The organism is Micromonospora sp. DT81.3 (assembly GCF_049847225.1).
In the GTDB taxonomy this organism is placed as follows: domain Bacteria; phylum Actinomycetota; class Actinomycetes; order Actinomycetales; family Microbacteriaceae; genus Microbacterium.
The window spans coordinates 223,096-237,038 of record NZ_JBNCNY010000001.1 but is presented as its reverse complement, the minus strand read 5'-3'; the positions used below and the strand labels follow the sequence as shown (position 1 = coordinate 237,038).

Below are 13,943 nucleotides of genomic sequence, written 5' to 3'. Positions count from 1 at the left end.
GGCGATGACGACGAGCCCGATCTCACCCCCCGTGTTCAAGGGAGCCCTCGTGGCGGTTGACCCGCTGCGACCGACCTCGAGCGTGATCATCTTCCAGTACAACCCCGAGACCATGACCCGCACGCTGCAGGCCCGCACAACCGGGGGCGAGGCAGGTTCGGGGCCGCTGCGCCTCAGCGGCCCGCCCGAGGAGACGATCAAGCTGACGATCGAGATCGACGCGACCGACAGGCTGGAGGTCGGCGATCCGATCGCCGAGACGCTCGGTATCGCCCCGGCCCTCGCCGCCCTCGAACTGCTACTGTATCCGAGCTCTGTCGCGGTCATCGCCAACGAGGTGCTCGCGCGGGTGGGCGTCGTCGAGATCCTGCCCATGGCGGCGCCTCTCACCCTGCTGGTCTGGGGCACCCGGCGCATCATCCCCGTGCGCGTGACCGACTTCTCGATCACGGAGGAGTCGTTCGACCCTTCCCTGAATCCGATCCGGGCCAAGGTCGACCTCGGGCTCCGCACCGTCAGCTACTACGACACCGGCATGCTCAGCGCGGCCGGAGCCCTCTCTCTCGCGGCGCACATCGCCCGCGAGGTGCTGGGCACCGTCAACACGGCCGAGGGCGCCGCGGCCGCCATCCGTTCCGCGGCCGGAGTGGGAGGACCCTCGTGACCGCCTACGATCCGAACAGTCGCTACTACGGCGTCGAAGTCGCCGAACTGACGGTACTCGATTCGAATGGCGAGTCCCGCACGATCGCGTATTCGCGGCGCCGCATCATCCCCGACTACGGCGACCAGCCGGTGCTCGCCGAACACCGCACCGCCGAGGGAGAACGGCTCGACCTGATCACGGCCCGCTACGCCGGGGATCCGGAGCGCTTCTGGATGCTGTGCGACGCGAACACGGTGCTCGAACCGTCAGAACTCGAGATCGTCGGGCGCCTCGTCCGGATCTCGATGGCGAGAGGCTGACGATGGCACTCGGCGGGGAACTGGGGATCCGGCTCATCGTATGGATGGGCCAGACCATGCCGCGCCCCGCGCCGGCCGGAGTGCTCCAGGCGCTGCAGTCGGTAGAGGTGACGACCGATCGCGAGAAGGGCGACGGACTTCAAGTCGTCTTCCGGCTCGTCAAGGACCAGACCCTCGACTATCCGCTGCTTCGGGAGCCGCTCTTCACGCCCGGCAACCGCATCGTCGTCGGAGTGGCCATGGGGATCGTGCCGCAGATCCTGCTCGACGGCGTCATCACGCATCAGGAGGTCTCGGCGGGGGGCGACGGCACGTTCAGCATCACGGGACGGGATCTGTCATCGACGATGGATCTCGAGGAGAAGGACGAGCCGTTCGACAATCAGCCGGACTCGGTCATCGCGACGCGCATCATCGCCGCGTACCCGCAAGTGGGACTGGTCCCCGCGGTCACGCCGACGACCGACGTCCCGCTGCAGGTGGAGCGCACCCCGCGGCAGCACGAGACCGACCTCGCGTATCTGAACAGGATGGCGGAGCGCAACGGCTTCGTCTTCTACATCGAGCCCGTCACGATCGGGGTCAACACCGCGTACTGGGGGCCGGAGAACCGGCTCGGTCTCCCGCAGCCGGCCCTGACGCGGGACATGGGCGCGATGTCGAACGTCAAGAGCCTCACCTTTTCGTTCGACGCGCTCGGACCGGTGGCACCGGAGGGCGTGTTCGTCGACCCGATCTTCAAGCTCAGCATCCCGATTCCGGCGCTCCCGTCTCTCAAGTTCCCGCCGCTCGCGGCGAGCCCCGCGCCGGCCCTGCGGAAGGAGAAGATCCGTGACACCGCCAACCGCAACGCGGCCAGCGCCGCGATCGCAGCCCTGGCCGCCGCCAGCAACACCCCGAATCCCGTGACCGGGGACGGCGAAGTGGACACGGCGGCATACGGGCACATCCTGCGCCCTCGCGGGCTGGTCGGCGTGCGCGGCGCCGGGCTCAGCCTCGACGGCCTGTATCTCGTCGACGCGGTCACCCACAAGCTCGCCCGTGGCGAGTACACGCAGAAGTTCCGCCTCAGTCGCGAGGGTCTGGGCACCACGACACCGGTGGTGCGGACATGAGCGGGCCCTTCTACGGCAAGTACCGAGGCGTGGTCACGAGCACGAACGATCCGCTGACCATCGGCCGCATCCAGGCGAACGTCCCAGACGTCATGGGCGACCGGCCGAGCGGCTGGGCGATGCCGTGCGTGCCCTTCGCGGGCAGCGGGATGGGGTTCTTCGCACTGCCGGCCGACGGCGCCGGCGTCTGGATCGAGTTCGAGCATGGAGACCCGGACTTCCCGATCTGGAGCGGATGCTGGTGGGGCTCAGCCGCGGAGGTTCCCACCGAGGTGCTGACGCCGCCGCAGTCGGGGAAGATCCTGCTGCGCACGGACGGCGGCAGCAGCATCCTCGTGGACGACATGCCGGGCGCCGGAGGCATAACCATATCGACGTCGACCGGTCAGAAGATCGCCCTCACCGCGACCGGCATCGAGATCGACAACGGCTCCGGATCGACCATCTCCCTGCAAGGCCCGCAGGTCTCCATCAACGGCGGCGCCCTGGAGGTGACCTGATGCCGGGCTTCCTGCTCGATGCCGGCGCGACGGTGCTGTGTTCGCACGGCGGCCGGGCCGCTGCCGCGCAGCCGAGCCCTCGCGTGCGAGCCGGTGGCCAGCCCATCACAACCGCGACCGCCCCCCACACCGTCAGCGGATGCCCCTTCAACGCCGGGGGCTCGCCCATGCCGTGCGTGACCGCCCAGTGGACCACAGGAGCGACCAGGGTGCGATCACTCGGCGCTCCCGTCCTGCTGCAGGACAGCCAGGCGGTCTGCGCACCCAACGGCACCCCGGTCAGCGTCGTCACCACTCAGATGAGAGTTCAGGGGACGTGATGCCATGACTTTTCTGGATCACCCGTTCTCATTCGGGTCCGACGGGCGAACCGCCGCGACCGGCCACACGGATCACGTGCGAGACCTCGTCGAGCAGGTGCTTTTCACCGCCCCCGGCGAGCGGGTCAACCGTCCTGATTTCGGTTCCGGCCTGCTGGGCCTCGTGTTCGAGCCGAACAGCGAGGCGCTCGCCGCGGCCACCCGGTCCCGCGTCGAGGGCTCGCTCAACCAGTGGCTCGGCGAGGTCATCCAGCTGGAGGGTGTTGTGGTTCGAGCACAGGACGCCACACTCCAGGTGACGGTGCAATATGTGGTGCGTCTGACTCAGGAGCGTCGCGTCGAGACCATCGCCGGGCCGGTGAGCGCATGACGACCTGCGCGTGCTGCACGAGGAACCGGAGCGAAGCGGTCCGGGGGAGCGGACTGTCGAACGGCATCGACTATCTCGAGGTGGTCGATGGACCCGACGTTCCGGATGCCGACCGGCAGCGCATCCTCGAGGTGCACCTGATCAACCCCCCGTCGGCGGAACTGCTCGCGATCGGCCCGCGGAACGTCTCCGTCGACGGCGGTGTGCGGGTGGTCGGCATCCGGGCGATCGCCGTCGGCTGGACCGGCGCGATGCTGACGGTGCGGGTCGACCGGCCCGGCGACTTCTCGATCTATTCGCTGACGCTGGTGACGGATTCCGGCGGCGTCATTCCCGGAATGGACCCGCGCCTGTCCCAGGTCGATTTCTCCTTCAAGATCGAGTGCCCCGCGGACTTCGACTGCGTCCAGGAGCCGTTCTGCCCGCCCGCCGCGCAGGACGCTCCCGAGATCGACTATCTCGCAAGGGACTACTCCGGGTTCCGCCGTCTGATGCTCGACAGGATGTCGGTGCTCGCCCCGGAGTGGAGGGAGCGCAACCCGGCCGACCTCGGGGTGGCGCTTGTCGAGGCGCTGGCCTACTCCGCCGATCACGTGAGCTACGAACTCGATGCCACCGGAATGGAATCGACCCTGCTCACCGCGCGTCGTAGGACGTCGGCCCGCCGGCATGCGCGTCTCGTCGACTACCGCACCCACGACGGGAGCAACGCCCGCACGTGGGTGCAGATCCGGGCCGCATTCGGTCAGTCGGGGGTTCTCGTCCCGGCCGGAACGCAGCTGCTGACCAGCATCCCGGCACTGAGCACTCACGTGGCGCCCGGGTCGCCGGAACTTCGCCAGGCGATGGCGTCCGGGCCGACCGTCTTCGAGACGATGCACGATCTCGAGCTCGACTCCGGGCGGAACGACGTCTTCTTCTACACCTGGGGGGAGGACTCCTGCTCGCTGCCTGTGGGGGCGACCGCCGCAACGCTCGTCGGTCACCCTCCCATCGGGCCCGACGATGTGCTGGTCTTCGTGGAACGTCTCGGTCCGCGGTCGGGCAGTCCAGCGGATGCGGATCCCGATCACCGGCATGCCGTCCGGCTCAGGACCGTGGACCCGACGGAGGACCCGCTCGGCGGGCAGTTCACCGATCCCGTGCAGGCGGCCGCGGTGCCCGTCACCGAGATCACGTGGCACGAGGAGGATGCCCTGCCTTTCCCGCTCTGCCTGTCGGCCCGAGCCGAGGACCGGCTGATCGTCGACGTGAGTGCAGGCCTGGGCAACATCGCGCTCGCCGATCACGGCCTCACCGTGCTCGCCGCCGCTGCCGCGACCGTACCCGACCCCGACCCGCGCCTGGCGTACCCCGCCGTCACGCGCTGCTGCGAGGTGCCGGAGCCCCGCCCGCGACCGGCGCGGTTCGCTCTCGCCGTCCCCGATGCCGACCTCACGATGGCCGGCACGATCGGCCGGTCGCTGGTCGGCGAGGACCCGCGGGCCTGGGCGTCGTTCGACCCGGAGGCATCCGCGACCGCCGCCATGACGTGGCAGGCCCGGCACGTCCTTCCCGAGGTCCGCCTCGATGATGGCGACGGCCGTCGATGGCAGCCGGTGCGCGATCTGCTCGCCAGCGGGCCGTTCCAGGCCGAGTTCGTGACCGAGGTCGAGGCGGACGGGCGGGCGCGGCTGCGGTTCGGCGACGGTGAGTACGGGATGCGTCCCGGCGCGGGCACCGTATTCGACGTGACCTACCGCCGCGGCACGGGGCCCCATGGCAACGTCGGGCCGGACTCCCTGGCTCATGTGGTGTCTGCGGACCCCCGGATCGAATCGCTGACCAACCCCGTTCCGGCTCGCGGCGGCACCGCGGCGGAGAGCATCGACCGCACCCGTCAGGATGCCCCAGCCGCGTTCTTCGTCCAGGAGCGCGCGGTCACCCCGGATGACTACGCGACGATGGCGGCTCGTCACCCACAAGTGCAGCGTGCGGTTGCCACACAGCGATTCACCGGCAGCTGGCACACGATCTTCCTCACTGTCGACCGCACGGGCGGCAACGCCGTCGATGCGGCGTTCGAAGCCGACCTGCGAGCGTTCCTGGAGCGGTTCCGGATGGCCGGCCACGACCTCGAGATCGACGGCCCCCGGTCCGTCGCGCTGAACGTCGTGCTGCGCGTGTGCGCCCTGCCCGACTACTACCGGTCTGACGTCGCGCAGGCCGTGCTCGCGAGGCTGGGCCGTGGACTGCTGGAGGACGGCCGGCCGGCGTTCTTCCATCCCGACCGCTTCACCTTCGGGCAGCCGGTCACGCTCAGCTCCCTCCTCGCGGCCGCGCACGAGGTGGAGGGCGTCCATTTCGTCGAGCCGATCACGTTCCGCCGACGCGGCGACCTGCGGTCGGACGCGCTGCGCGTGGCGGAGATCGCGATCGGTCGGCTCGAGATCGCCCGCCTGGACAACGATCCCAGCCTCGTGGAGAACGGAACGATCGAACTCGAGATGGAGGGCGGACGATGAACGAGACCCACGCGGACTGCGGCGGCTGTGCCGCGTGCCAGGGTCTCGCCGACAGCACACCGACCGAGATCGCCAACCGGCCGGGACTCGCCGCGATCGCCTACCGCCCGGGAACCTACTCCCGCTTCCGGGCCAGCATGCTGGCGGGTCTCACGCGGGAGGGGCGGCCGGCGCTGGCCGCGCTCAAGACGCGAGAGGCGGATGACTTCTCTCTTGCGCTGATCGACGCGTGGTCGGTCGCGGCCGACGTCCTCACCTTCTACACGGAGCGCATCGCCAACGAGCACTACCTGGGAACCGCGACCGAGCGACGGTCCGTCGCGGAGATGGTGTCGCTCATCGGGTACCGGCTCGCGCCCGGGGTCGCCGCAGAGGCCTGGCTCGCGTTCGCGCTCGAAACGGCTCCCGGTGCCCCCTTCAGGTCGACGATTCCCACCGCATCGCGCGTCCAGACGCTTGCGGGCCCGGGTGAGATCCCGCAGACATTCGAGACGACCGAGACCATCACCGCGATCGGTTCGTGGAACAGGCCGCAGCCGCGGATCCTCGAACCGAGGATTCCCCGGACCGGCGACGAGGAAGTGCTTCTCGCCGGTGCCGCGACCGGCGTGCGCCGTGGCGACCGCCTGCTCTTCGTCGCTGACGACTGGACCGCGACGAGCAGCCGCTGGAACACCGTGCGCGTCGTCGGGATCGTCCCGGATGCCGCGAGCCAGACGACCAGCGTGCGTTTCGCACCCGCTCTGACCGGTATCGATCTCAACGGATCGGGGGTGGGCGTATACGCGCTGCGCGCCAAAGCCGCTCTCTTCGGCTACAACGCCCCGAACCCGCTGCTGTTCGAGGCGACTGTCCTGGGCCAACTGGAGGGCCCCGGCCCCGGGCAGGTCGACCCCACCTCACACGAGTGGAATTTCGCCGAGATCACCGGTCAGGAACTGCACCTGGACGGGCTCTACGAAGGTGTCGAACCCGGCAGCTGGGCCGTCCTGACAACGGGTGCCACCTCCCTGCTCGCGGAGGTCGACGGTGTCGGTGAGACCGCCGCATCCGACTATGCCGTCAGCGCACGCGTGAGCACGCTCCATCTGGATCGCACCGACACCGACCTCGCCGGGTTCGGCGGGCCGCAGACCCGAACAACGATGGTCTCGTTCCGCAGCGAGGCGCTGCCGCTCGCCGAGGTCCGCATCACGGCACCGATGGCGGGTGACCTCATCGCGCTGGCGCACGAATTGCCCGCTGTCACGGTCCCCAGGCGCATCCTTATCCGGGGTGCTCGCGCGCGCGCGGCGCAGGGTATGGGGGCCATCGTCGACGGCATCTGGCCGGGCGCCGGTTCCACACCCATCGTGGTGTCGATCGACGCATCCGCAGATCTCGGCGGATTGGTGCGATGGGTCCTTCGACCCGACGACGGCGACGATGTGACCATCCTGGGCGAGGCGGACGCCGTCGTCTACATCCCCGCGGAGCCCGGTGACGAGATCGTCGGCGAGACGGCCGTGGCACTGGCGGCCCCAGAGCCGGAGGAGTCCGATCCGATCGATGCCATCGCTCTCGAGGCACCGCTGTCGACCGTCTACGACACTCAGGGGGACGCCCCCGTCGAGATCTTCGGAAACGTGGCGGCCGCCACCCATGGCGAGACGGTGTCGGCCGAGGTGCTGGGCTCCGGAGACGGTACGAGGGCCTTTCAGCGCTTCGTCCTGCGCAAGAAGCCGGTCACGTACGTGCAGGCCGCGACCGCGACCGGCGGTGAGTCCACGCTCGAGGTGCGCGTCAACGGAGTGCTGTGGCATGAAGTGCCGACGATGTTCTCGGCGAAGCCGGCGGACCGCATTTTCGTATCGGCGCAGGACGACATCGGCACGACGACGGTCACGTTCGGGGATGGGGTGACGGGCGCCCGGCTCCCCACCGGGATCGACAACGTCGTCGCCAGTTACCGGGCGGGCTTGGGCATGGCCGGCGCGGCCCGCGCCGACCAGATCAGTCAGGCGCTGACCAGGCCGCTGGGTCTCAAGTCGGTCACGAACCCGCTTCCGGCGGGCGGTGCACAGGACGGCCAGCAGAGCGAGGATGCGCGCACCAACGCGCCGCGGTCGGTGCTCACCCTCGGGCGCGTCGTCTCACTGCAGGATTATGCCGACTTCTCCGCGGAATTCGCCGGGATCGCCAAGGCCTCCTCGACATGGACGTGGGATGGATCCAGCCGCGGAGTGTTCGTCACGGTGGCCGCGGCCGACGGACGACCGACGAGCCCGGGCTCATCGCTGCTCGACAATCTGCGCACCGGTCTGCGCACCGTGGGCGACGCCCGCGTGCGACTCGACCTGTCGGACTTCCAGCCTGCGACCTTCTCGCTCCTGGGCTTGCTCAGGGTCGCTGCCGACTACGAGCCCGACCGGGTCCGCGCCGCAGTCTCCGCTCGGCTGCTCGAGCGCTACTCGTTCGCCGCCCGCACCTTCGGCGAGGGCGTCTCGCTCAGCGAGCTGGTTCACGCGATCCACCAGGTCGCCGGCGTCGACGCGGTGAGGGTCGATCGCCTGCACCGAGACGATGAGCCGGTGGGAGTGTCCACCTTCCTTGTCGCTGCGGCCCCCCGGGCCGGAGGTCCGCCGGGTGTTCCCGGCGCGGAGATCCTCACCCTCGTGCCCGAGAACATCGCACTGGAGGTCGGCTGGTGACCGTCTCGGTGGACCACCTCTACGCACTGCTCCCCGCTCTCTATCGCGAGCGCGATGTCGCCGGCGGCGGCGCCCTGCGTGAGTTGCTCGAAGTGCTCGCCGACGAACTGGCCGTCGTCGCCGACGGCGTGGACCAGCTGTACGACGACCTGTTCGTCGAGACCGCCGCACCCTGGGCACTCCCGTACATCGCAGAGCTGATCGGGCTGCGAGGGCTTCCCGGCGCATCGATCGCCGGCCTCACTTCCCGCGCCGAGGTCGCGAACACCATCGCCTACCGGCGGCGCAAAGGCACCGCCGCCGTACTGGAACAGGTCGCACGCGACACCACCGGCTGGCCGGCACGGGCGGTCGAGTATTTCGAGCTGCTCGCCGCAAGCCAGCACATGAACCACATCCGGCCGCGCAACCAGGCGACCGTGAGCGTGCGCGGCCCGAGCAGGCTGCAGTTCGTGGGCACGCCGTTCGAGCGCGGCGCCACCGCCGACCTGGTCCACCTGGCCGAAGTCCGGAGGATCCCCTCGCGCAGGGGCCGCTACAACATCCCGAACGTCGGCATCCATCTGTGGCGACTGCGCCCGTACCCGGTGACCGAGTGCCCCGCGACGCCCGTCCTTCCCGGTGATGAGGAACGGTTCGTCATCGACCCTCTCGGCACACCGCTGCAGCTCTTCTCACTTCCGGTGACCGAGGTGGAGATCACCCACGCCGCCGAACCCATCAACGTCCCGCTGCCCCTGGCCCGCCGGCTGATGGCCGACGACTTCGCCTCCTACTGCGGACCGGGACTTTCGCTCGACATCCAAGGCGCCGAGGTGGATTCGACGAGCGTCTGCGACCTGAGCGACGTTCCGGGCGGCGGAGGCGCATGGGCGCACACCCCCGTACCCGCCGGCATGATCCGCGTCGACCCGGTGCTCGGCCGCGTCGCCTTCGGCGACGCTCAGACGGACCCGCCTCGGGTGTCGTATCACTACGGATTCAGCGCCGACCTCGGCGGCGGCGAGTACGACCGCGTGCACACGTTCGGCCGGGTGGATGGCGCTGTCGCGACCGTCGCTCAGGATGGAACAGAGGACCACGTCACCATCGCCGCCGCGCTCGCGGCGCTCGGTCCGGCAGGCGGCACCGTCGAGATCCGCGACAGCTGCCGGTATGAGGAGATGTTGGCGATCTCCGCAGTGGCCGCCGCGCTCGAAGTGCGAGCGGCGGATCGGCGACGCCCCGTCGTGGTGCTCCCGGGCGACCTCCCGGTCACGCTCGCCGACGATGCCGAGGTCTCGATCAACGGACTCCTGATCGCCGGAGGGGCAGTGCACGTCACCGGCGCCGGGCGACTGGACCTCAGGCACTGCACGCTGGTGCCGGGCCTCGCCCTCGACGCCGCCGGGCTGCCGACCGCCCCGGGAGCACCGAGTCTGGATGTGGAGTCGGCCGGAGTGTCGGTGTCCCTCCTCCGCTGCATCGTCGGAGGAATCCGCGGTCACGTGGATTCCGATATCGCGTGCGTGGATACGGTGGTCGACGCGGGGGAAGCGGGGATCGCTCTGGCATCGTCGCCAGACGCGTCCGGCCCGGGTGGAACCGTCTCATTCGATGAGTGCACGGTGCTTGGCCGTGTGCATGCGCGGGTCCTCGCGCGGGCATCCAACAGCATCTTCCTCGCCGTCGTCCCGGCCGGCGACGAGGCACGCTGGCCTGGGCCGGTGCTCGTGGACCGCCGCCAGCAGGGATGCGTGAGGTTCTCGTACCTCCCGGCGCGATCCCGCACTCCGCGACGCTACAGGTGCGTGCCGTCGATCGATGCGGATGCCGCCGAACTCCGTCCCGTCCTGACATCGAGTCGCTACGGCCTTGCCGGCTACGTCCAGCTCGATCGTCGCACGCCGGCCGCGGTGTGGCGTGGCGCCGACGACGAGTCGGAGATGGGCGCCCTGCATCATCTCCAGCAGTCGCCCCGGGAGGCGTATCTCGAGGCCCGGCTCGTGGACTACCTCCGCTTCGGCCTCGAGGCCGGCCTTTTCTTCACGACCTGACAGTTCTTCCTCGTTCACGCAGAGACAGGAGCCACCATGAAGGGCGATTTCAGCCGCCGCACCTTCGACCCGCGCAAGCACTACAGTGCGGTTCTCCAGGAGCAGGGGCGTCTCCTCACGGATGCAGACCTCGAGGAGGAGCACCGCATCCTGAGCAACGCGCACGAGCGCGCCGCCGCCGACATCATCGGGGGGTGCGGCGGGCCGATCGGCGAGGCGGGTTTCGCCGTGAGCTCTCCGGACGGGGTGCGCCTGGCGCTTTCCGCCGGCCGGTACTACGCGGCGGGCAAGCTGGTCGTTAACGAGGAGACCGTCGACTACACCGAGCAGCCGGATCGCTTCGAGGACGACATCGTCTGGCCGCCGCCGCCCGGAAGATACGCGATCGTGCTGGACGTGTGGCGGCGGTTCATCACCGCGCTGGATGACCCCTCGATCCGTGAGGTGGCTCTGGGTGGACCGACGACGTCCGGTCGCGAGCGCACCGTCTGGCAGGCGCGACATCGCGCGGTGCCCGCGAACTGGACGTGCGCCGACCCGCTGCCCGCTGCTCGGACGACCACGGGCGCCATGGCGGCGCGGGCCGAGCCCGAGGCGTCGACGACGACGCCCTGCCTCGTGCCGCCGCTGGCCGGATACACGGGTCTCGAGAACCAGTTCTATCGAGTGGAGGTTCTCACGCCGGGGGCGGCCCTCGACGTCGCCACGGCCGTTCCGTTGGCCGTCGTCGACTTTCCCGCGGGCACCACGAATCAGGTCGAGCTGTCGGCCGCGGATGCGGGCGGCCTCAGTCCGGGAGATGTCGTGGAGGTCGTCCGCACCGGCATCGGAACCGACCCGATGGATGCAACGTTCGCCCAGGTGGCGGACGTCAGCGGTACTGTCGTGACGCTGACCTCACGGCTGCCCGAGTTCGGTCCCACCGACACCGCGGTACTGCGCGCGTCCAACGCCAGCGTCGTCATCTCACGGGAGAACGGCTCGGTCGTCACCGCGATCGAACAGATCGACGGGCTGGAGGTGACGGTCGCCGGTCTCGGTTCGGATGAGGTCCTCGGGTTCGCTCCCGGCCAGTGGGTGGAGCTCAGCGATGATCTGATCGAACTCGAGCATCACCCCCGCCAGCTGCGGCAGATCGAGGCGATCGATACCGACCGCCTGGTCGTCACCCTGCGCACTGCGGCGGATCCCCTCGCCGTGACCGCGAGTGGTGTGCTGCCCGAGCGACACCCGAAGCTGCGCCGCTGGGACGGCGCCCGGGCGATCGCGTTCCAGGCCGATGGCACGGGTTGGATCCACGTCGAGAACGGGATCCAGGTGCGGTTCACTGCAGGTGCATACATCAGCGGTGACTACTGGGACTTTCCTGCCAGGGCCGCGACCGTCGACGAGGAGACCGGGAACATCGAGTGGCCGCGGGCCGGCACCGCGGCCGCCGAACTTCCCCCGTTCGGAGTGCGCCACCACTTCTGCAAACTCGCCGTGGTGGACGTCACCGTTGTCGGGGGTGCGCCGCACGTCGAGGTCGATCTGGACTGCCGCGACCTCTTTCCGCCGTTGACGGGACTGACGACGCTCCTTCACGTGGGCGGAGACGGACAGGAGGCGCGCCCGCAGGCGCCAGGCTTCCCGCAACTGCCGGCGCCCCTCACCGTCCGCGTCGCCAACGGCGGGTTCCCGGTGCCCGGGGCACGTGTGCTCTTCACCGGACAGGGTCAGCTGATCCCGGCCGCCGCCGTCACCGATGCGAACGGACTCCTCACCTGCGCGTGGCGCCTGAATCCCGGCATCCCGGCGCAATCCTGCGTCGCCCAGTTGCTGGACGCGGGCGGAAACCCGATTCCGCACCAGGTCGTGCGATTCCATGCCACGATCGACCTCGGCGGTGGCAGCGGCGGCGGAGAGCACCGCAGCTGCTGCGTATGCGTCGGTCCAGGCGGTGACTTCGAGACGATCGAGGAGGCGATCAGCTCCCTGCTGGATCAGGGCGAGCGCGACCTGTGCCTGTGCCTGATGGTGGGCGATCACCCTGTCGGCCAGCTCGAACTCCCCGTGCCAGACCTGGAGGGGCCGCCGTTCCATCTCTCGATCAAGGGGTGCGGCCGACTGTCCCGGGTGCGCGTCGAAGGGGGGATGCTCATCGACGGTTGGCGGTCGGTGCGGCTGGTCGACCTCAATCTTCTGCTGAGCCGGGAGGCCGTCTGCCACACGCGCGGAGTGGCCGAGGTTCGCATCGACAACGTCCATGCGAACGGCAGCGCGCGGGGGGTGGGGCTCATCCGCATCCACGACGCATCGGCGGTCTACGTGGGTTCCTCGGTGATCCGGACGCGCGGGAGGGGCTCGGGGCGAGATTTGCGCGAGCTGTTCGCCGAACTCCCCGCGCTGGAGGCGGCGTGGGACCGCATCGACGAGGCGGACTTCGACCTGATCGTCCGCTCCGCCACGACAGAGCTCGCGGCGATGGGCGTCGACGAACGGCGGCGCGGCGCGGCCATCATGGTGAGGAAGGCCCGGGCAAGGGATCGCCGGCTTTCGAGTGGGTTCCTGGCGGGACTCGATCGTCTCGCCGGCAGACTGTCGGCCGAACGGCCGTCCTCGGGACTCGCGCAGGACATCTTCACGCTGGTCGCCGCGTTGGCCGCAGGATCGGACTTCGTCGCCCTTGAGATCGGATCCGGCGACGAGCAGCAGGAGGACATGGCCGACCCCGCGTCCACCACCTTCGCCGAGATCATCGTCGAGGACAACGAGATCTCGGGCGGCATCAGCCTCTACGGGCTCGCGGGAGGGGAGGCGCTCAACGTCGACGAGCGTGAGCGCCTGGAGGGCAGGCTGAAGGAGGGCGGGGCCCTCGGCGGGTTGGCCGGCACGGTCCATCTGCGGGACAACCGATTCGGTCGGCTGCTGCTTTCCGCCGGCATGCTGGAGGCCCTCCGCCGGTTCGCGCTGGGTGAGGGACCGGAGCAGCTCCTCACCGCCTACGAGACCTTGCTGGCGACGAACAACGTCGTGGATGGTGCGGAGAGCCAATCGCTCGCGCAGCACACCGTGCTCACCAGCAACGAGTTCACACTGGCGGCGATCGACGATCCCGTGCCTCCCCTCGTAGTCCTTCACCTCGTGGCCGATACCGGGATCGCAACAGGCAACCACGGGGACGCCCTGGTCGTGGCCGGCGGAGCCGCGCAGCCGGTGCGGGTGGAGGAGACGACTCGCGCGTTCACCGAGGCGGCGAATCTCGAGCTGGACTTCATCTAGCGAGGCATCGCGTGAGGGGCGGCGTGCACTCCAGCGCGAGCGGTGGCCCCCGTACGTCTCTTCTCGGGTGCCGGCGCCGCGCTGCCGGTCATCACACCGCGGGGTGACGTTACCCAGCACGCCAGTCGCGCGGTACCCCGCACATCGCGAACGTCACCGTGCGCAACGTTCGTACACATCG

At 69.6% G+C, this 13,943-nt stretch carries 10 protein-coding genes; all 10 read left to right on the top strand.

Annotation, left to right across the window (positions count from 1 at the left end):
• The first annotated feature begins 4 nt into the window (after positions 1 to 4).
• Positions 5 to 664 carry a hypothetical protein gene (locus ACPW96_RS01150; protein ID WP_425881706.1) on the top strand — a complete coding sequence of 220 codons (660 nt, stop codon included), beginning with the start codon at positions 5 to 7 and terminating at the stop codon, positions 662 to 664.
• Positions 661 to 966 (top strand): hypothetical protein, encoded by a 306-nt coding sequence (locus tag ACPW96_RS01145; protein ID WP_425822481.1) that lies wholly within the window; start codon positions 661 to 663, stop codon positions 964 to 966. The genes ACPW96_RS01150 and ACPW96_RS01145 overlap by 4 nt, the downstream gene beginning before the upstream one ends.
• Before the next feature lie 2 nt (positions 967 to 968).
• Complete coding sequence (locus ACPW96_RS01140; protein WP_425881705.1) at positions 969 to 2,081, top strand: hypothetical protein; 1,113 nt, start codon at positions 969 to 971, stop codon at positions 2,079 to 2,081.
• On the top strand, positions 2,078 to 2,581 hold the full coding sequence (locus ACPW96_RS01135) for a phage baseplate assembly protein V (protein ID WP_425881704.1): 504 nt from the start codon (positions 2,078 to 2,080) through the stop codon (positions 2,579 to 2,581). Before ACPW96_RS01140 ends, ACPW96_RS01135 begins: the two co-directional genes overlap by 4 nt.
• Complete coding sequence (locus tag ACPW96_RS01130) at positions 2,581 to 2,901, top strand: hypothetical protein (protein ID WP_425881703.1); 321 nt, start codon at positions 2,581 to 2,583, stop codon at positions 2,899 to 2,901. The genes ACPW96_RS01135 and ACPW96_RS01130 overlap by 1 nt, the downstream gene beginning before the upstream one ends.
• A gap of 76 nt (positions 2,902 to 2,977) precedes the next feature.
• Positions 2,978 to 3,271: a GPW/gp25 family protein gene (locus tag ACPW96_RS01125; RefSeq protein WP_425881702.1), complete on the top strand. Its 294-nt coding sequence runs from the start codon at positions 2,978 to 2,980 to the stop codon at positions 3,269 to 3,271.
• Entirely contained in the window at positions 3,268 to 5,775 is a 2,508-nt protein-coding gene (locus tag ACPW96_RS01120) for a putative baseplate assembly protein (RefSeq protein ID WP_425881701.1), read from the top strand. Before ACPW96_RS01125 ends, ACPW96_RS01120 begins: the two co-directional genes overlap by 4 nt.
• Positions 5,772 to 8,465, top strand: coding sequence for a putative baseplate assembly protein (locus ACPW96_RS01115; RefSeq protein ID WP_425881700.1), 2,694 nt, complete (start codon positions 5,772 to 5,774; stop codon positions 8,463 to 8,465). The genes ACPW96_RS01120 and ACPW96_RS01115 overlap by 4 nt, the downstream gene beginning before the upstream one ends.
• Positions 8,462 to 10,501 carry a hypothetical protein gene (locus ACPW96_RS01110; protein WP_425881699.1) on the top strand — a complete coding sequence of 680 codons (2,040 nt, stop codon included), beginning with the start codon at positions 8,462 to 8,464 and terminating at the stop codon, positions 10,499 to 10,501. Before ACPW96_RS01115 ends, ACPW96_RS01110 begins: the two co-directional genes overlap by 4 nt.
• A 36-nt stretch (positions 10,502 to 10,537) precedes the next feature.
• A complete protein-coding gene (locus tag ACPW96_RS01105; protein ID WP_425881698.1) occupies positions 10,538 to 13,762 on the top strand; it encodes a DUF6519 domain-containing protein in 3,225 nt (1,074 codons plus the stop codon).
• The last annotated feature ends 181 nt before the right edge of the window (positions 13,763 to 13,943 follow it).

Bases quoted from the DNA above. Each gene is read 5' to 3' on its own strand.
- ACPW96_RS01130 (WP_425881703.1), top strand. From the start codon at position 2,581: ATGCCGGGCTTCCTGCTCGATGCCGGCGCGACGGTGCTGTGTTCGCAC.
- ACPW96_RS01115 (WP_425881700.1), top strand. From the start codon at position 5,772: ATGAACGAGACCCACGCGGACTGCGGCGGCTGTGCCGCGTGCCAGGGT.
- ACPW96_RS01150 (WP_425881706.1), top strand. From the start codon at position 5: ATGACGACGAGCCCGATCTCACCCCCCGTGTTCAAGGGAGCCCTCGTG.
- ACPW96_RS01135 (WP_425881704.1), top strand. From the start codon at position 2,078: ATGAGCGGGCCCTTCTACGGCAAGTACCGAGGCGTGGTCACGAGCACG.
- ACPW96_RS01120 (WP_425881701.1), top strand. From the start codon at position 3,268: ATGACGACCTGCGCGTGCTGCACGAGGAACCGGAGCGAAGCGGTCCGG.
- ACPW96_RS01140 (WP_425881705.1), top strand. From the start codon at position 969: ATGGCACTCGGCGGGGAACTGGGGATCCGGCTCATCGTATGGATGGGC.
- ACPW96_RS01105 (WP_425881698.1), top strand. From the start codon at position 10,538: ATGAAGGGCGATTTCAGCCGCCGCACCTTCGACCCGCGCAAGCACTAC.